Origin of the sequence: Vibrio sp. ZF57 (assembly GCF_001691235.1) — a bacterium.
Classification (GTDB): domain Bacteria; phylum Pseudomonadota; class Gammaproteobacteria; order Enterobacterales; family Vibrionaceae; genus Vibrio; species Vibrio crassostreae_C.
Map to the genome: position 1 here is coordinate 160702 of NZ_MAKD01000075.1, position 16938 is coordinate 177639.

The following is a 16938-nucleotide window of genomic DNA, read 5'->3' on the forward strand; positions in this document are numbered from 1 at the left end:
GGAGTCGAACGATGCTACAACCAAAACGTACTAAGTTCCGCAAGGTTATGACTGGTCGTAACCGTGGTCTAGCTAAAGGTACTGAAGTAAGCTTCGGCGAATTCGGTCTTAAAGCTGTTGGCCGTGGTCGTCTGACTGCACGTCAAATCGAAGCGGCACGTCGTGCTATGACACGTCACATTAAGCGTCAAGGTCAAATCTGGATTCGTGTATTCCCAGACAAGCCAATTACTGAAAAGCCTCTTGAAGTTCGTCAAGGTAAAGGTAAAGGTTCAGTTGCGTACTGGGTTGCTCAAATCCAACCAGGCAAAGTTATGTACGAGATGAATGGCGTACCTGAAGAGTTGGCACGTGAAGCGTTCCGCCTAGCGGCACGTAAACTGCCTGTTAAAACTACTTTTGTAACTAAGCAGGTGATGTGATGAAAGCACAAGATCTACGCGAAAAGAACGTTGAAGAGCTTAACGCTGAGCTATTGAATTTGCTACGTGAACAGTTCAACTTGCGCATGCAAGCTGCAACTGGTCAACTTCAGCAAACTCATACTCTAAAAGCTGTACGCCGTGACATCGCACGTGTGAAAACTGTTTTGACTGAAAAGGCAGGCGCATAATGAGCGAAACTAACCGCATCCAGCAAGGCCGTGTAGTAAGCGACAAGATGGACAAGTCTATCGTTGTTGCTATTGAACGCACTGTAAAACACCCAATTTACGGTAAGTTCATCAAACGCACGACTAAAGTACACGCACACGACGAAGACAACACTTGTGGCCTAGGCGACAAAGTTGAAATCGCTGAGTGTCGTCCTCTGTCTAAGACTAAGTCTTGGACATTGGTTAAAGTTCTAGAAAAAGCGAAGATTTAATCTTTGTAATTCTATAACTTATAAGCGGCTCCAAATTATTTTTTGGAGCCGCTTGTTTTTTGTCTACCCAATTTTAAAAAAGGGTGGTACAATTCGCGTCCCTTTTAAAGAGGCAGCCCGACCCGAGAGGGTCTAGTTTTAATATTTAGCGGAGCACTAACAATGATCCAGATGCAAAGTACACTTGACGCAGCAGATAACTCTGGCGCGCGCAAGGTAATGTGTATTAAGGTTCTGGGTGGCTCTCACCGCCGTTATGCACATATCGGTGACGTCATCAAGGTTACAGTGAAGGAAGCGATTCCTCGCGGTAAAGTAAAGAAAGGTGATGTTCTGAAGGCGGTAGTAGTGCGCACCCGTAAAGGCGTTCGTCGCCCAGACGGTTCTGTCATTCGCTTCGACAGTAATGCTTGTGTATTGTTAAATGACACTACTGAGCAACCAGTCGGCACACGTATCTTTGGTCCTGTGACTCGTGAACTTCGTAACGCGAAATTCATGAAGATTGTATCACTAGCACCTGAAGTTCTGTAAGGAGCGGCAATATGGCAGCTAAAATCCGTCGTAATGACGAAGTAATCATTCTTGCTGGTAAAGATAAAGGCAAGAAAGGTAAAGTAACTAAGGTTCTGACAACTGGTAAAGTTATCGTTGAAGGCATCAACCTTGTTAAGAAACACCAAAAGCCGGTTCCGGCTCTAGGTCAACAAGGTGGCATCGTTGAACAAGAAGCAGCTATTGATGCTTCTAACGTTGCTGTTTTTAACGCGGCTACTGGTAAAGCAGACCGTATCGGTTTCCGTATCGAAGATGGCAAGAAAGTTCGTTTCTTCAAATCTAACGGCGAAACTGTTTCTAACTAATTAGAAGTAATTTGGAGTTCTACTATGGCGAAACTGCATGATTACTACAAGTCGTCTGTAGTCGCTGAGCTTACCAAAGAGTTCAGCTACACAAGCGTCATGCAAGTCCCTAGGATTGAGAAAATCACCCTAAATATGGGCGTTGGTGAAGCAATCAACGATAAGAAACTGCTAGAAAACGCAGCAGCTGATATGGCAACGATCTCTGGTCAAAAGCCACTTATCACTAAAGCGCGTAAATCTGTAGCTGGTTTCAAAATTCGTGAAGGCTACCCAATTGGTTGTAAAGTAACCTTGCGTGGTGAGCGCATGTGGGAATTTTTAGAGCGTTTAATCTCTATCGCACTTCCACGTGTACGTGATTTCCGTGGTGTTAGCGCTAAGTCTTTTGACGGTCGCGGTAACTACAGCATGGGCGTTCGCGAGCAAATCATCTTTCCGGAAATCGACTACGATAAAGTCGATCGTGTCCGCGGTCTTGATATCACTATCACGACTTCTGCGGGTTCCGATGAGGAAGGCCGAGCTCTGCTGGCTGCCTTTAACTTCCCATTCCGTAAGTAAGGGTAGGGTTACTGTTATGGCTAAACAATCAATGAAAGCACGTGAAGCTAAACGTGCAAAACTAGTAGCTAAGTTCGCTGAAAAGCGTTCTGCGCTAAAAGTTATCATTAGCGATGTAAACGCATCTGAAGAAGATCGTTGGAATGCGGTTCTTAAACTGCAATCTCTTCCACGTGATTCAAGTGCATCACGTCAGCGCAACCGTTGCAACCAAACTGGTCGTCCACACGGTTACCTACGTAAATTCGGTCTAAGCCGCATTAAGGTTCGTGAAGCTTGCATGAAAGGCGAGATTCCGGGTCTTCGTAAGGCTAGCTGGTAATTGCCACTTAATCATTTGGAGTAAATCTTATGAGCATGCAAGATCCGATTTCGGATATGCTGACCCGAGTTCGTAACGGTCAGGCAGCAAACAAAGTTGCTGTAAAAATGCCTTCTTCAAAGCTTAAAGTTGCAATTGCTGCATTACTTAAAGCTGAAGGTTACATCGTAGACTTCGCTGTTAACAGCGAAGCAAAACCTGAGCTAGAAGTTACTCTTAAGTACTTCCAAGCTAAACCTGTAATCGAGCAAATCAAGCGTGTATCACGTCCTGGTCTAAGAGTTTATAAAAATAAAGACTCTTTACCTACAGTGATGGGTGGTCTTGGTATTGCAGTTGTTTCTACTTCCAAGGGTCTGATGTCTGACCGTGCTGCTCGTAAAGCAGGTCTTGGCGGTGAAATCATCTGTTACGTAGCTTAAGGAGTAGATTATGTCTCGTGTTGCTAAAGCACCTGTCGCTATTCCAGCTGGCGTAGAGGTGAAACTAAACGGCCAAGAAGTTACTGTAAAAGGTAGCAAAGGTGAGCTTACTCGCGTTCTTAACAGCGCCGTAGTTATTGCACAGGAAGAAACCAACCTAACTTTCGGTCCGAAAGAAGGTGTTACTAACGCATGGGCACAAGCTGGTACAGCTCGCGCTCTAGTTAATAACATGGTTGTGGGTGTTACTGAGGGCTTCACTAAGAAGCTAACTCTTAAGGGTGTTGGTTACCGTGCTGCTATGAAAGGCAACTCTGTAGCTCTAACTCTTGGTTTTTCTCACCCAGTAGAGCACGCTCTACCTGAAGGTATTAAAGCTGAGTGCCCTAGCCAAACTGAGATCATCATTACTGGTTGCGATAAGCAAGTAGTAGGTCAAGTTGCGGCTGACATTCGTTCTTACCGTGCTCCTGAGCCTTACAAAGGCAAAGGTGTTCGTTACGCAGATGAAAATGTGCGTACTAAAGAAGCTAAGAAGAAGTAAGGTATCACTATGGATAAGAAAGCATCTCGCATCCGTCGTGCTACACGTGCACGTCGTAAGATTGCAGAACTTGGTGCAACTCGCCTGGTAGTACACCGTACTCCTCGCCATGTTTACGCACAAGTTATCGCGGCAAACGGCTCTGAGGTTATCGCAGCTGCTTCTACTGTAGAAAAAGCGATCCGTGAGCAAGTTAAGAACACTGGTAACGTTGATGCAGCTAAAGCAGTTGGTAAAGCTGTTGCTGAGCGCGCTCTTGAAAAAGGCGTAGCTTCAGTTGCATTTGATCGTTCTGGTTTCCAATACCACGGTCGAGTAGCGGCGCTAGCAGAATCTGCTCGCGAAGCTGGTCTGAAATTCTAAGGTAGGGTTGGAAGATGGCTAAAGAACAACAACAAGCTAATGATTTGCAAGAAAAGCTGATCGCAGTTAACCGTGTATCTAAGACGGTTAAAGGTGGTCGAATCATGAGCTTTACTGCACTAACAGTAGTTGGTGACGGTAACGGTCGCGTAGGTTTCGGTTACGGCAAAGCTCGTGAAGTACCTGCTGCGATTCAAAAAGCAATGGAAAAAGCGCGCCGTAACATGGTTACAGTATCGCTTAACGAAGGCACTCTTCACCACCCGGTGAAAGGTCGTCATTCGGGCTCTAAAGTTTACATGCAGCCAGCTGCAGAAGGTACAGGTGTTATTGCCGGCGGTGCAATGCGTGCTGTACTTGAAGTTGCGGGCGTACATAACGTACTTTCTAAAGCATACGGTTCAACGAACCCGATCAACATCGTTCGTGCAACGATTGGTGCTCTAGTAGACGTTAAGTCACCAGAAATGGTTGCTGCTAAACGTGGTCTAACTGTTGAATCTATTTCGGAGTAAGCACACGATGGCAACTATTAAAGTAACTCAAACTAAAAGCTCAATTGGTCGCCTACCTAAGCACAAAGCGTGTCTTAAAGGTCTAGGTCTTCGTCGCATCAACCATACAGTAGAACTTGAAGATACACCGTGCGTACGCGGTATGATCAACAAGGTTTACTACATGGTTAAGATTGAGGAGTAATCAGAATGCGTTTGAATACTCTATCACCGGCTGCTGGCTCTAAACCTTCTAAGAAGCGTGTAGGTCGTGGTATCGGTTCTGGCCTTGGTAAAACAGGTGGCCGCGGTCACAAAGGTCAAAAGTCACGTTCTGGCGGCTCTGTTCGTCCAGGTTTTGAAGGCGGTCAAATGCCTCTAAAACAACGTCTACCTAAATTCGGTTTCACTTCTCGTAAGAGCCTAGTGTCTGCTGAAGTTCGTCTAGCTGAGCTAGCGAAAGTAACAGGTGACGTAGTTGATCTTAACAGCCTTAAAGCTGCTAACGTTATCACTAAGAACATCGAGTTTGTTAAGATCGTTCTTTCTGGTGACCTAAGCAAGGCTGTGACTGTTAAAGGTCTACGCGTGACTAAAGGCGCTAAAGCTGCAATCGAAGCTGCAGGCGGTAAAATCGAGGAATAATCTCGAGGAACGAGGTACAGATGGCTAAGAAACCAGGACAAGATTTTCGTAGTGCTCAGAGCGGCTTAAGTGAACTAAAGTCGCGCTTATTATTCGTAATTGGTGCACTTTTAGTATTCCGAGCCGGCTCTTTTGTGCCGATCCCTGGTATTGACGCAGCTGTACTTGCCGATTTGTTCGATCAGCAAAAAGGTACCATCGTAGAAATGTTTAACATGTTCTCCGGTGGTGCTCTTGAGCGTGCATCTATATTAGCATTGGGTATCATGCCGTACATTTCGGCATCGATCGTAGTCCAATTGCTAACTGTAGTTCATCCAGCGTTAGCGGAACTCAAGAAAGAGGGTGAAGCAGGCCGTCGTAAGATAAGCCAATATACACGCTACGGCACGCTTGTACTTGCAACATTCCAAGCTATTGGTATCGCAACAGGCTTACCAAACATGGTCGACAATCTGGTTGTTATCAACCAAACCATGTTTACGCTTATTGCTACCGTGAGTTTAGTAACTGGTACCATGTTCTTAATGTGGTTAGGTGAACAAATCACTGAGCGAGGAATCGGTAATGGTATTTCCATTCTGATTTTTGCAGGTATTGTTGCTGGATTGCCTTCTGCAATCGGTCAAACAATCGAGCAAGCGCGTCAAGGTGAATTGCATGTGCTTCTTCTGCTGTTGATTGCTGTATTGTCTTTTGCTGTTATTTACTTCGTAGTTTTCATGGAACGTGGTCAACGTCGTATCGTCGTTAACTATGCGAAACGTCAACAAGGTCGTAAAGTTTTTGCAGCACAAAGCTCTCACTTGCCTCTTAAGATTAATATGGCAGGTGTTATTCCAGCGATTTTCGCATCAAGTATTATTTTGTTCCCAGGAACATTAGCGCAGTGGTTTGGTCAAAATGGTGAAAGCAGCGCGTTCGGTTGGTTAACTGACGTGTCATTAGCTCTTAGCCCAGGTCAACCTTTGTATGTAATGCTTTATGCAGCAGCTATAATCTTCTTCTGTTTCTTCTATACAGCGTTGGTGTTTAACCCACGTGAAACAGCTGATAACTTGAAGAAGTCTGGTGCATTCGTACCCGGTATCCGCCCAGGTGAGCAGACAGCGAAATATATCGATAAAGTGATGACTAGACTAACCCTTGCGGGCGCTCTATACATTACTTTTATATGTCTGATTCCTGAGTTCATGATGGTCGCGTGGAACGTTCGTTTCTACTTTGGCGGCACATCACTACTAATCGTAGTGGTAGTTATCATGGATTTCATGGCACAGGTACAGACTCATCTGATGTCACAACAGTATGATTCTGTGTTAAAGAAAGCGAATCTGAAGGGTTACGGCCGTTAATTCGGTGGTAACAATTTCGATTCCATTTACGGAGTTTAGCAATGAAAGTTCGTGCTTCCGTTAAAAAAATCTGCCGTAACTGTAAAGTTATCAAGCGTAACGGTGTCGTTCGCGTGATTTGCAGTGAGCCAAAGCATAAGCAACGCCAAGGCTAATTAGCAGAAATTTTTACTTGAAATACAAGGTAGAGTCGAGTATATTCCTCGGCCTACCTTTTGCGTGCAAAAGAAGTAGTATGCCGCAGCGTATCCATAACGGGCTTTGCTGCGGATAATTCTTTTATGAACCCCTTAGGAGTGAATAATGGCCCGTATAGCCGGCATTAACATTCCTGATCATAAGCATTCTGTAATTGCACTTACTGCAATCTACGGTATCGGTAAAACTCGCTCTCAAGCTATTCTAGCTGAAGTGGGTATTGCTGAAGATGCTAAGATCAGTGAACTAACTGAAGAGCAGATCGATCAACTGCGTGATGGTGTAGCTAAGTACACTGTAGAAGGTGATCTACGTCGTGAAGTATCGATGAACATCAAGCGTCTTATGGACCTTGGCTGTTACCGCGGTCTTCGTCATCGTCGCAGTCTACCACTACGTGGACAGCGTACTAAAACCAACGCTCGCACCCGTAAGGGTCCGCGCAAGCCGATCAAGAAATAGTCGGATAAGGTAGAGTACAATGGCAAAACAACCAACTCGCGCGCGTAAGCGCGTACGCAAGCAAGTAGCTGATGGCGTAGCGCACATTCATGCTTCTTTCAACAACACAATCGTAACTATCACTGACCGTCAAGGCAACGCTCTTGCATGGGCTACAGCAGGTGGTTCAGGTTTCCGTGGTTCTCGTAAATCTACTCCGTTCGCAGCACAAGTTGCAGCTGAGCGTTGTGGTGAAATGGCTAAAGAATATGGCCTAAAGAACTTGGAAGTTATGGTTAAGGGTCCAGGTCCAGGTCGCGAATCTACTGTTCGTGCACTGAACGCTGCTGGTTTCCGTATCACTAACATTGTTGATGCGACACCAATCCCTCATAACGGTTGTCGTCCACCTAAGAAACGTCGCGTTTAAGTTTCGTTTCTAGGAATATTGGAGAAAGATCATGGCAAGATATTTGGGTCCTAAGCTTAAGCTTAGCCGTCGCGAAGGTACTGACTTATTCCTTAAGTCTGGTGTCCGTGCGATCGATACCAAGTGTAAAATTGATAACGCACCAGGTGTACACGGCGCTCGTCGCGGTCGTCTATCTGAGTATGGCGTTCAGCTTCGTGAGAAGCAAAAAGTTCGTCGTATCTACGGCGTTCTAGAAAAACAATTCCGCAACTACTACAAAGAAGCTGCACGTCTTAAAGGCAACACAGGTGCAAACCTGCTTCAGCTTCTTGAAGGTCGTCTTGATAACGTAGTTTACCGTATGGGCTTTGGCGCTACTCGTGCTGAATCTCGTCAACTAGTTAGCCACAAGTCTATTCTAGTTAACGGTAAAGTTGTAAACGTTCCTTCTTTCAAAGTAGCGGCAAACGACGTTGTTTCTATCCGCGAGAAAGCTAAACAGCAATCTCGTATTAAAGCGGCTCTAGAAGTTGCTGAACAACGTGAAAAGCCAACTTGGATTGAAGTAGATGCTGGCAAAATGGAAGGTACATTCAAGCGTATGCCTGAGCGTTCTGACCTATCAGCTGACATCAATGAACACTTGATCGTCGAACTTTACTCTAAGTAAGGTTAAAAAAAGAGAGGACACAATGCAGGGTTCTGTAACAGAATTTCTTAAGCCGCGTCTTGTTGACATTGAACAGATCAATACGACACACGCGAAAGTAACTCTTGAGCCATTAGAGCGCGGTTTCGGCCACACTCTAGGTAATGCTCTTCGCCGCATTCTTCTATCTTCTATGCCGGGTTGTGCCGTAACAGAAGTTGAAATTGAAGGTGTGCTACACGAATACAGCACTAAAGAAGGCGTTCAGGAAGATATCCTGGAAATCCTTCTAAACCTTAAAGGTTTGGCTGTACGCGTTGCTGAAGGCAAAGATGAAGTGTTTATTACACTGAACAAATCAGGCTCAGGCCCTGTTGTTGCAGGTGACATCACCCACGATGGTGATGTAGAGATCGCTAACCCTGAGCACGTAATTTGTCACCTAACGGATGACAACGCTGAGATCGCTATGCGTATCAAAGTAGAACGTGGTCGTGGTTACGTTCCAGCTTCAGCTCGTATCCATACTGAAGAAGATGAGCGTCCTATCGGTCGTCTACTAGTTGACGCTACTTACAGCCCGGTTGATAAAATCGCTTACGCTGTAGAAGCGGCACGTGTAGAACAACGTACTGATTTAGACAAGCTTGTTATCGATATGGAAACGAACGGTACTCTAGAACCTGAGGAAGCAATCCGTCGTGCAGCTACTATTTTAGCTGAACAATTGGATGCGTTCGTAGATCTTCGTGATGTACGTGTACCTGAGGAGAAGGAAGAGAAGCCAGAATTCGATCCTATCCTACTACGTCCTGTAGACGATCTTGAACTAACAGTTCGCTCTGCTAACTGTTTGAAAGCAGAAGCGATTCACTACATCGGTGATCTTGTACAGCGCACTGAGGTTGAGCTACTTAAAACGCCAAACCTTGGTAAGAAATCTCTTACAGAGATTAAAGATGTGCTTGCTTCACGTGGTCTTTCTCTAGGCATGCGTCTAGAAAACTGGCCACCAGCGTCAATCGCTGAAGATTAATCGAAAAGTTAGAAGGATTAGGTCATGCGCCATCGTAAAAGTGGTCGTCAACTCAACCGCAACAGCAGTCATCGCAAAGCGATGTTCAGCAACATGGCTAGCTCTCTTGTTCGTCACGAAGTTATTAAAACTACCGTGCCTAAAGCAAAAGAACTACGTCGCGTAATTGAGCCATTGATTACCCTAGCTAAGACAGACAGTGTTGCTAACCGTCGTCTTGCATTTGCTCGCACTCGTGATAACGAAGTTGTGGCAAAACTATTTAATGAACTAGGCCCGCGTTTCGCGGCTCGCCAAGGTGGTTACACTCGCATTCTTAAATGTGGTTTCCGTACTGGTGATAAAGCTCCAATGGCTTACATTGAGCTTGTAGACCGCCCAGCTGCTGAAGAAGCTGCTGAGTAATCTATACTAGATTCTTAATACAAAAGCCGAGCATTAGCTCGGCTTTTTTGTGTCTGTAGAACAAGGAAAAGATAATAGAAATTGCACCATGATGTTTGGCACTTTTTGCTTGTCTTATCTGCTCCAATTTTCAAAAATGTCTCGTATCTCGTATCTCGTATCTCGTATCTCGTATCTCGTATCTCGTATCTCGTATCTCGTATCTCAAATATCTTTTCTTCCACGCACAAAAAAGAGCACCGAAGTGCTCCTATCAGATTTTAAGCTAGCTATTAATAACTAACGCTTATTGCCAAACAGCTGCAAGTGAATCCATCAGGCCGCTCGTTGCACCTTGTGACTGCAGTGCTTGAAGAATGATGGGTGCAAATGTTGTAACCATTGATGGATCCATACCTAATCCAGAAAACGCACTTTCAACGGCACCTTGTGAGCTTAATAGCGATGATAGCCCCGTAGACTCAAGGCTCGACATACCCGGAATCAGCGTTGCGAGTTCTTTGTTGTCGGCTGTGCCAAGTGAGTTTTGTGCAAGGGCTAACATTGAACCAATACCGCCAACTGCTTGGTCACTGCTAACAGAAGCTTGGTCAGCTACCGTATCTACAAGTGGTGTTGTTTCGTTCTGTTGAGACCACATATTCACTGCTGCCATCAGTGCAGTTTGGGATAGTTGGGAATAGTTGGTATCTGATGATGAACTTGTTTGTTCAGAGTCGCTCGTGCTAGCGCAAGAGACAACAGCAAGGCTGCTTAAAACTGTGATGAGTACTTTCTTCATTATTCGTCCTTAAGTAATAAAGTAATTTACTCTTTCACTATAAACGAAAAACGGCGATGTAGTCACATCGCCGTTGGATTATTTCAATTTTATTTGCCAATAGTATTTTGTTTTACTAAAGGTTTTTATAAAAATTAAAGAATAGCTAGAAGTTCTACTTCAAATACTAGAGCAGCAAATGGTGGGATTGCAGCACCTGCGCCACGCTCACCGTATGCTAGATCTTGAGGGATGTATAGCTTCCACTTAGAGCCAACAGGCATCATTTGTAGAGCTTGTACCCAACCTTGAATTACGCCAGTTACAGGGAATTCAGCAGGTTGACCGCGAGATACAGAGCTGTCGAAAACAGTACCGTCAGTTAGTTCGCCGTGGTAGTGAACACGTACTTGCTTGTCTGCAGTTGGGATTTCGCCAGTACCTTCAGTTAGTACTTCGTACTGAAGACCAGACTCAAGAACCGTTACTTCTGAACGAAGAGCGTTGTCAGCTAGGAAAGCTTCGCCGTCAGCAGCAGCAGCTTTAGCTAGTTCTTGACGTGCAGCTTCACCGCGAGTGTGTAGCTCTTGTAGTGCGTTGTTGATTTCGTCAACTTCGATAGCTGGCATGTCGCCAACTAGAGCTGTTGCGATACCAGCAGCGATTGCGTCAACGTTTAGGCCTTCAAGACCAGAACCAGCAAGTTGTTGGCCCATTTGTAGACCGATACCGTAGCTAGCTTTTTGCTCTACAGTTTCAAATTTTACTTCAGACATGAAAAGTCACTCTTTTTGTCAGTACGAAAAAGGTAAGAATACCAGTATTAGCAGCGTGAAGAAACGGCTAGTCCCTGATCACTTGCGCTTTACTGTGCCCAAATCACAGCCATGTCAATTTTCTCGCTTTGGGCCTTGTTGTGACGGAAAGATCTATACTGTTGGTACTTTGGTTTTTATACTGTAGTTATTCAATGTATAGGACGCAGTGGTATGAATCGTCGTCAAAAGAAAAAACAGAAAGTTGACCACTTAGCAGAATTCAAGGATCGACTGAATCAGGTCAAAGAGAAATTGAGTTCGATCGATGTGAAGAAAATGAAAACCTCGACAGCGCAAACTTGGGGTTCATTGCCGAAGTTACACCAAAGACTGTTGATGGTGATTTCTCCGATCGTACTGATATTACTTTTTGTGCCGCTACCAGAACCTAAAGTAGACACAGCTCCAACAACATCGCGCGTTGAGCTTGAAATAAACACCGTCGGCTTAAGCGAACAGCAAAATGCCAAGAACAGCTCATTAGAACCGAGTAACAAAAATTGGCAGGAGTACCTTGTTAAGCAAGGGGATACGTTAGCGCAGGTTTTTCGAAACAACGATTTGCCATTGTCTGACTTGAATGCGTTAGTGCGAATTGAAGGTGCAGATAAGCCGCTCAGTCAGATTCGTAAAGGCCAGCTGGTTCGTTTCAAACTTGCTGAAACTGGGCAGTTGGACATTCTTCAGCTAGAGAAAGGCGACACTTCGGTGATGTTCTTCCGCTTATCCGATGGTGGCTTTGGTCGCAGTAAGTAGATGAATAGTGAGCCTGAGTTAAAGCGCTTCACCAGACACAGATAAACGATAGAAAAGAGCTAAGCATTAGCTCTTTTTTTTGGTCGCTTGAAAGGGGCGAGTGGCAAGATGATAAGCATGATTCCGATAAAGGTTAATGTATCCGGAATCTCATCGAACCATATTGCACCTATTAGCGCGACAAACACCAATCCTGAATACTCAGCCAAGGCAATTTGGCTAGAGTGTGCTTTTTGATAGGCAGCAACCGCAAGGCCGTTGTAACTTAAGATTAGCGTCGCACTCAGGGCTATGTATCCCAAATGCTCCACAGACACTGGCTGCCAGTATAAGAAGCACAGTACTAATGAGGCTGGAATAGAGAATAAGGTTGTCCACCACAGCGTAGTGACCACCGTTTGCTCACTAGGAAGCTTTCTTACGAGTACATTAAATAGTGCTAGGGTGAGTGCTGTCCCCAAAGCAAACAGTGCCGCCCAATGAAATTGTGATGGCCTCAAGACAATCAATGCACCAATAAAACCTATGGTTGTGCCGATAACCTTGCCGAGTGCCGGTTGCTCTTTCAATAGCAACATTGAGAGCGGCAACATCAGTAAAGGCGCGACATAAAATACTGCGTTGGCGGTTGCCAAAGACAAGTGAGTGATCGCGACCACCATGCACCCACTGCCGGTCAGAATTAACTGACCTCGAATGAAGGTTACCTTAGCCTGCTGTAAGCGCCGTTGTTCTTTTTTCTGCTGTAGCCACAAAGGGGTGATGATGACCAGAGATATCAACTGTCGGAAAAAAATATACTGTAAGGGCGGTACTTCGCCATTTAACAGCTTTACCGCTACGTCGGAAAGCGAGGCAAACAAGTTACCTGCAACCAACAATAGAATACCGGCAGTGATATTCGTCATTATTTTTCTAATCTCATGTCTATATGAGGAATGTCATCTTCGAGATACATATCCGAGATGGTGTTGAAGCCGTGGCTCGCATAGAAGTTTTCTAGGTGTTGCTGCGCGCCAATATCAATGGCCGTATTTGGCCAAAGAGCCTCGCAGCGTGTTAATGCTTCTTTGATTAATTGATGCCCCAAGCCACCACCTCTTGCCGATTGCTTGGTTGCGACTCGACCGATGCTGGTGTTGTCGTAAGAGGTACCTGGTGGTAATAAACGTGCACACGCTACCAACTCTTCATCAGCATAGCCAAGCAGGTGCTCAACACCCGCGAGTGTATCTTTACCGTCCAGCTCTGGATAAGGACAAGTCTGCTCGACCACAAATACATCGACTCTTAATTTAAGTAGTTGATAAAGCTGTTGTGTTGAGAGTTCAGAAAAAGGAATTGAGTGCCAAGTGATCATGTTTACATCCAGAGATTATCGATGCTCTGAATGTACTATGCGCGATGATTGTTGGCATTAACTATTGTTAATTCGACCTTTAATTCTGCTCAGGCTGATTGCGGTTATTCCTAGGTAGGCTGTAATTTGATTGTCGTTCAAGCGCTGCTCAAGGTCGGGATAGTGCTCGCAGAACAGCTGATAGCGTTGCTCTGGTGTATAGAGCAGCATGAAGCGTTCTTTGTTTTCCTTATGCATCAGTTGTGTTTCTAACAGCTTTAAATACAAAGGATTATTTGATGCACGCCACTCGATAACCGCATTCATTGGCAGCTCTAACATGGTGATGGGTGTCAGCGTTTCTAATAGGTAAGGAGAGGCTTGGTTCTTTATCAGACTCTCAAAGCCGATGATCCAATCTTGTTCCCAATAGAACTCTTTGCTGTATTGCTTACCATCATCAGTGAGGTAGCAGGCATGGCACAAGCCTTCAAGTACAAAGTAGATTGAACTCGCCATCTCACCTTGATTGATCAAGATGTGTCTGGTTGGCAGCTCAAGTGGCTTGGCGACAGCGAGTAGAGATTCAATCTGGCTTTCAGAGAAGTCGAAGCTTTGCAGTTGTTCGATAAAAGAGGTGTGCATGAAAATAACCTATCCCAAATAAGTGCCGAAATCATCGCACTTATTTGGAGAGAGGTACAGAGCAGGATAAATCAGAGGCGTGCGTGTTGCTCTAGGTAATCTTGAGCAAGTTCTCTGCCCATGTATTTACCTAAGGTCTTCAATGGAACCTTCTTAAGGTTCACCACAATCAAGCCATCCAAGGCATCATTAAACGATGGGTCGACATTAAAACACACCAGTTTACCGTTCATCCCTAGATATTGGCGCAGCAGTACCGGCAGGCCTTTACCTTGCTCCATGCGTGCTAACACTTTAGAGAGCAGAGGCACACTCGCCAGTGAAGAGAGCAGGTGATTTTGCCAGAACACATGACTGCTGGTATTGAGTGGTGACGAAGGTGAAACCAAATTCGCCTTTTCCTCATCATAATGGTGGATTGATAACGTGGTCGCGATCAACAGACGCGCATTGTGGCTGTAATCATTACTGATACTGACAGGGCCGAACAGATGGGTGTATTGAGGGTGATGAGACACAAAGGTCGCGATACCTTTCCACAATAGTAGCAGTGAGTTCAGACTCTTTTGGTAAGGTTTACTTACTACCGATCGCCCAAGCTCAATGCTGTTTTCTAGAGTATCAATGAATTCTTGGTTGTAGTTAAACAGGCTACGAGAGTAGAGCTGATCAAGCCCGTGCTCAGCGATGAGTTTGTCGACCATACCGAGTCGATACGCGCCAACCAGTTCTGCCTTGGTTTTATTCCACACAAACAGTTGATGGTAGTAAAGGTCATACTCATCTAAATCACAGGCCAGCCCGCTGCCTTCTCCGACTTCTCTAAAGCTTTCTTCTCTTACTCGACCAATCTCGCGCATTAAGTTAGGAATGGATTGGCTTGGTGTGCAGTAGACCTCAAAGTTCCCTTGCTCGAGCAGTTTCATCTCTTCAGGGAGTGAGTCTATCTCTATTGATAAGACTTCTGGTGGAATAGGCGCTATCACTTGGGTATCGAAAGAGGGCGCGTGGATTGGCGTGTTCGGACTATCTTGTTGACTCATTAGATAGGTATTAAGTCGTAGGTAGTTGACGATATCCATCTCTTTTTCAAACGATTTTATCTCTGAATACGGAATCGATGAGCCAATCGAGATAGAGATAGTTGTCGCTTGTTTATTAAGAAGTTCACGCCCGAGTAGAGCGGTTCTCAACAGTGGATGAACACGACCCGCTTGATAGAAAAGCTCACTGTTCTTGCCATTGATAAAGATAGGTACCGTGGTGGCTTGGTGACGTTTGACGAATTTCGCTACCGACTTGCTCCACTCGATGTCTGTCAGTGTTTTTGCCCCTTTACGGTAGCTTGATACTTCACCTGCTGGGAATACAATCAATAGTCCACCATCAGCCAAATGACGATTGGCATCTCGAATCGCTTTGGCATTGGTGCGTTTCGATTCTTTACTGTTAAAGACATCGACACCGATGAAAAGATCATCCAGTTCAGGCAGGCGCTTAAGTAACTCATTGGCCAGCACCTTCACATCCTTTCTTACTGATCCTACGAGATCGGCAAGGATCACGCCTTCGATCGCACCAAGCGGGTGGTTCGCCACAATCACGACAGGCCCTTCTTCCGGGATGTTTTCCGTGCTTCCCGATGCAACCGAGTAGTCGATATTGAGCGCCGACAGAGTGTAATTCATGAATTCGAAGCTAGATAACTCGTTTTTACGATCTTGGTAGAGTCGGTCTAGCTTAGATAGCCCAGTTGCCCACTCGACAACAGACTCACCTAAACCAAAAGGCGTGTAACGTGGTAAACGAAAAGGACTATCAATCATAATGAAATTACCTTACTTAATCAGTTGCGGCCAAACTTTATCGGCTTGTTGAATATGCTGTGCTTGGTCTTGTTCCCAGCGCTGCTTAATCTCTTGGTCGTAGTTAAGATAAAGTTTGTCATCAACTATGGTCCAATACTGTGGGTCACCTGGTGCGAAGTCGTTTTTGGCAGAAACGGCCCATGCGCAATAACCACCATATTGAGGGGCATATTTTTCAGGATTATTAACAAATAAAGTCAGATTCTTTTCAGAAGAGAAATACCAGTCCGCGCCTTTGTACTCTGTGCTGAACTTCTTGCTCCCTTCAACAGGCTTCCCAGACGTGAAATAAGCCACGGTATCGTAGCCATCGAGTGCCTTACTGCTAAAGAAGCCGGTATAGATTTCATCGGCGGCAAATACGTACGGGCTAACAAGTAGCAGAACCATGGTGAATAGTTTTCTCATGATGGACTCCATCTATAGATTGATTGCGGGTGATAAATCAAAGGTAAAGCGCTGCTGATTTATCTGACATGGTTTAATGGGTTCGCATGGTGAGCCGGGTGCATAAAACATAGAGGCTTGACCATGCAGGTTACGTAAGTGTGTAAAGCTCACGGTATGTGCGTCTTCGCGATGCATACAGGTCGTTAAATGAGGTTGCTCATTGTGATGGTGAGAGTGGAACATCAGTAAGTTCTGTTGATTCTTACCTGCCGCCATGATCTGATCATATTTTGCTTGTCGGTAGGCTTGCACTCGCTCTAAATCAACACCGGATGAGAAGAGTGGAGAATCAGTGTCGACTATTTTCTGTTGAATACCATCCCACATGTAGGCGATAACCAGACCATTGTGTTGGGTTAGATTGGGCGCGAAAGCTAGCAAGGTAAATGGGGCAAAAGAGTGTAGGTCTAGCTTGTGAAACGCTTCAGATAGCTGACTGATATTACGACTCGATGATAGGTTTTTAAGTAGCAAACCGCGGCTTACTAAAGGGCCAACGGGCACTGTGCCTTGATAGTTATTGAGTAGGCATAGCGAAAGCCCGAACTCATTGATACTTATCCAGCTACCGCCGCCAGTTGGGTCGAGTGGCATAATGATATCGACACCGTTGACTCGATATTGTCTGGGTGGCATTGCCAGTGCTCGCGTCTTTTGTTCATCACGATTAAAAAAGACCTGATAACCATTCTCTTCAAGCAGCCAAGATACTGAACACATGA

29 protein-coding genes are annotated in these 16938 nt (G+C 45.2%); 21 read left to right on the plus strand and 8 right to left on the minus strand.

Going from position 1 to position 16938, the window contains the following annotated elements; all coding sequences use genetic code 11:
* The first annotated feature begins 11 nt into the window (after positions 1-11).
* The 20 genes from rplP (at position 12) to rplQ (ending at position 9580) form a co-directional block, all read left to right on the plus strand.
* The gene (gene rplP / locus A6D97_RS10130; RefSeq protein WP_004736736.1) at positions 12-422 is read left to right on the plus strand and encodes a 50S ribosomal protein L16; all 411 of its coding nucleotides are present in this window, start codon (positions 12-14) and stop codon (positions 420-422) included.
* Entirely contained in the window at positions 422-613 is a 192-nt protein-coding gene (rpmC, locus tag A6D97_RS10135) for a 50S ribosomal protein L29 (RefSeq protein ID WP_004736737.1), read from the plus strand. Before rplP ends, rpmC begins: the two co-directional genes overlap by 1 nt.
* Positions 613-867: a 30S ribosomal protein S17 gene (rpsQ, locus tag A6D97_RS10140; RefSeq protein WP_004736739.1), complete on the plus strand. Its 255-nt coding sequence runs from the start codon at positions 613-615 to the stop codon at positions 865-867. The genes rpmC and rpsQ overlap by 1 nt, the downstream gene beginning before the upstream one ends.
* Before the next feature lie 162 nt (positions 868-1029).
* Positions 1030-1401 carry a 50S ribosomal protein L14 gene (rplN, locus tag A6D97_RS10145; RefSeq protein ID WP_004736740.1) on the plus strand — a complete coding sequence of 124 codons (372 nt, stop codon included), beginning with the start codon at positions 1030-1032 and terminating at the stop codon, positions 1399-1401.
* Between the two features lie 11 nt (positions 1402-1412).
* The gene (gene rplX / locus A6D97_RS10150) at positions 1413-1730 is read left to right on the plus strand and encodes a 50S ribosomal protein L24 (protein ID WP_004738792.1); all 318 of its coding nucleotides are present in this window, start codon (positions 1413-1415) and stop codon (positions 1728-1730) included.
* Between the two features lie 24 nt (positions 1731-1754).
* Positions 1755-2294: a 50S ribosomal protein L5 gene (gene rplE, locus A6D97_RS10155; RefSeq protein WP_004738790.1), complete on the plus strand. Its 540-nt coding sequence runs from the start codon at positions 1755-1757 to the stop codon at positions 2292-2294.
* Between the two features lie 16 nt (positions 2295-2310).
* Positions 2311-2616 (plus strand): 30S ribosomal protein S14, encoded by a 306-nt coding sequence (rpsN, locus tag A6D97_RS10160; RefSeq protein ID WP_004738789.1) that lies wholly within the window; start codon positions 2311-2313, stop codon positions 2614-2616.
* Positions 2617-2645: 29 nt separating this feature from the next.
* Entirely contained in the window at positions 2646-3038 is a 393-nt protein-coding gene (gene rpsH / locus A6D97_RS10165) for a 30S ribosomal protein S8 (protein ID WP_017061309.1), read from the plus strand.
* A 10-nt stretch (positions 3039-3048) separates the two neighbouring features.
* The gene (gene rplF, locus A6D97_RS10170; RefSeq protein WP_017063712.1) at positions 3049-3582 is read left to right on the plus strand and encodes a 50S ribosomal protein L6; all 534 of its coding nucleotides are present in this window, start codon (positions 3049-3051) and stop codon (positions 3580-3582) included.
* A 9-nt stretch (positions 3583-3591) separates the two neighbouring features.
* Entirely contained in the window at positions 3592-3945 is a 354-nt protein-coding gene (gene rplR, locus A6D97_RS10175) for a 50S ribosomal protein L18 (RefSeq protein WP_004738784.1), read from the plus strand.
* A 14-nt stretch (positions 3946-3959) separates the two neighbouring features.
* The gene (gene rpsE / locus A6D97_RS10180) at positions 3960-4460 is read left to right on the plus strand and encodes a 30S ribosomal protein S5 (protein WP_017061307.1); all 501 of its coding nucleotides are present in this window, start codon (positions 3960-3962) and stop codon (positions 4458-4460) included.
* Positions 4461-4467: 7 nt separating this feature from the next.
* On the plus strand, positions 4468-4644 hold the full coding sequence (rpmD, locus tag A6D97_RS10185) for a 50S ribosomal protein L30 (protein WP_004736756.1): 177 nt from the start codon (positions 4468-4470) through the stop codon (positions 4642-4644).
* A 5-nt stretch (positions 4645-4649) separates the two neighbouring features.
* Entirely contained in the window at positions 4650-5084 is a 435-nt protein-coding gene (gene rplO, locus A6D97_RS10190) for a 50S ribosomal protein L15 (protein ID WP_004736758.1), read from the plus strand.
* 20 nt (positions 5085-5104) lie between these two features.
* A complete protein-coding gene (gene secY, locus A6D97_RS10195; RefSeq protein WP_004738781.1) occupies positions 5105-6439 on the plus strand; it encodes a preprotein translocase subunit SecY in 1335 nt (444 codons plus the stop codon).
* A gap of 41 nt (positions 6440-6480) precedes the next feature.
* Positions 6481-6594 (plus strand): 50S ribosomal protein L36, encoded by a 114-nt coding sequence (gene rpmJ / locus A6D97_RS10200; RefSeq protein WP_000868186.1) that lies wholly within the window; start codon positions 6481-6483, stop codon positions 6592-6594.
* A gap of 148 nt (positions 6595-6742) precedes the next feature.
* The gene (gene rpsM / locus A6D97_RS10205; RefSeq protein WP_004738779.1) at positions 6743-7099 is read left to right on the plus strand and encodes a 30S ribosomal protein S13; all 357 of its coding nucleotides are present in this window, start codon (positions 6743-6745) and stop codon (positions 7097-7099) included.
* 19 nt (positions 7100-7118) lie between these two features.
* Entirely contained in the window at positions 7119-7508 is a 390-nt protein-coding gene (rpsK, locus tag A6D97_RS10210) for a 30S ribosomal protein S11 (RefSeq protein WP_004738778.1), read from the plus strand.
* A gap of 31 nt (positions 7509-7539) precedes the next feature.
* Positions 7540-8160: a 30S ribosomal protein S4 gene (gene rpsD / locus A6D97_RS10215; protein ID WP_004738777.1), complete on the plus strand. Its 621-nt coding sequence runs from the start codon at positions 7540-7542 to the stop codon at positions 8158-8160.
* A gap of 22 nt (positions 8161-8182) precedes the next feature.
* Complete coding sequence (gene rpoA / locus A6D97_RS10220) at positions 8183-9175, plus strand: DNA-directed RNA polymerase subunit alpha (protein ID WP_004729813.1); 993 nt, start codon at positions 8183-8185, stop codon at positions 9173-9175.
* Positions 9176-9199: 24 nt separating this feature from the next.
* Entirely contained in the window at positions 9200-9580 is a 381-nt protein-coding gene (gene rplQ, locus A6D97_RS10225; protein WP_004729812.1) for a 50S ribosomal protein L17, read from the plus strand.
* 286 nt (positions 9581-9866) lie between these two features.
* On the opposite strand, the gene A6D97_RS10230 is transcribed toward rplQ, so the two are convergent.
* Both A6D97_RS10230 and A6D97_RS10235 read right to left on the minus strand, forming a co-directional pair.
* Entirely contained in the window at positions 9867-10361 is a 495-nt protein-coding gene (locus A6D97_RS10230) for a DUF2780 domain-containing protein (RefSeq protein ID WP_065584306.1), read from the minus strand.
* Positions 10362-10495: 134 nt separating this feature from the next.
* Positions 10496-11116 (minus strand): FKBP-type peptidyl-prolyl cis-trans isomerase, encoded by a 621-nt coding sequence (locus A6D97_RS10235; protein WP_008220519.1) that lies wholly within the window; start codon positions 11114-11116, stop codon positions 10496-10498.
* Between the two features lie 213 nt (positions 11117-11329).
* Here A6D97_RS10235 and A6D97_RS10240 point away from each other — a divergent pair, with 213 nt between their 5' ends.
* Positions 11330-11914 (plus strand): LysM-like peptidoglycan-binding domain-containing protein, encoded by a 585-nt coding sequence (locus A6D97_RS10240; protein ID WP_017068022.1) that lies wholly within the window; start codon positions 11330-11332, stop codon positions 11912-11914.
* Positions 11915-11973: 59 nt separating this feature from the next.
* On the opposite strand, the gene A6D97_RS10245 is transcribed toward A6D97_RS10240, so the two are convergent.
* The 6 genes from A6D97_RS10245 to A6D97_RS10270 form a co-directional block, all read right to left on the minus strand.
* Positions 11974-12822 (minus strand): DMT family transporter, encoded by an 849-nt coding sequence (locus tag A6D97_RS10245; RefSeq protein WP_065584307.1) that lies wholly within the window; start codon positions 12820-12822, stop codon positions 11974-11976.
* A complete protein-coding gene (locus A6D97_RS10250) occupies positions 12822-13274 on the minus strand; it encodes a GNAT family N-acetyltransferase (RefSeq protein WP_017058878.1) in 453 nt (150 codons plus the stop codon). The genes A6D97_RS10245 and A6D97_RS10250 overlap by 1 nt, the downstream gene beginning before the upstream one ends.
* Before the next feature lie 57 nt (positions 13275-13331).
* Positions 13332-13898: a Crp/Fnr family transcriptional regulator gene (locus A6D97_RS10255; protein WP_065584308.1), complete on the minus strand. Its 567-nt coding sequence runs from the start codon at positions 13896-13898 to the stop codon at positions 13332-13334.
* A gap of 71 nt (positions 13899-13969) precedes the next feature.
* Entirely contained in the window at positions 13970-15724 is a 1755-nt protein-coding gene (locus A6D97_RS10260) for a lysophospholipid acyltransferase family protein (protein WP_065584309.1), read from the minus strand.
* A gap of 12 nt (positions 15725-15736) precedes the next feature.
* Positions 15737-16174, minus strand: a complete 438-nt coding sequence (locus A6D97_RS10265) for a YHS domain-containing (seleno)protein (protein WP_017063714.1) — start codon at positions 16172-16174, stop codon at positions 15737-15739.
* A gap of 12 nt (positions 16175-16186) precedes the next feature.
* Complete coding sequence (locus A6D97_RS10270) at positions 16187-16936, minus strand: NRDE family protein (protein WP_065584310.1); 750 nt, start codon at positions 16934-16936, stop codon at positions 16187-16189.
* Positions 16937-16938 lie beyond the last annotated feature (2 nt).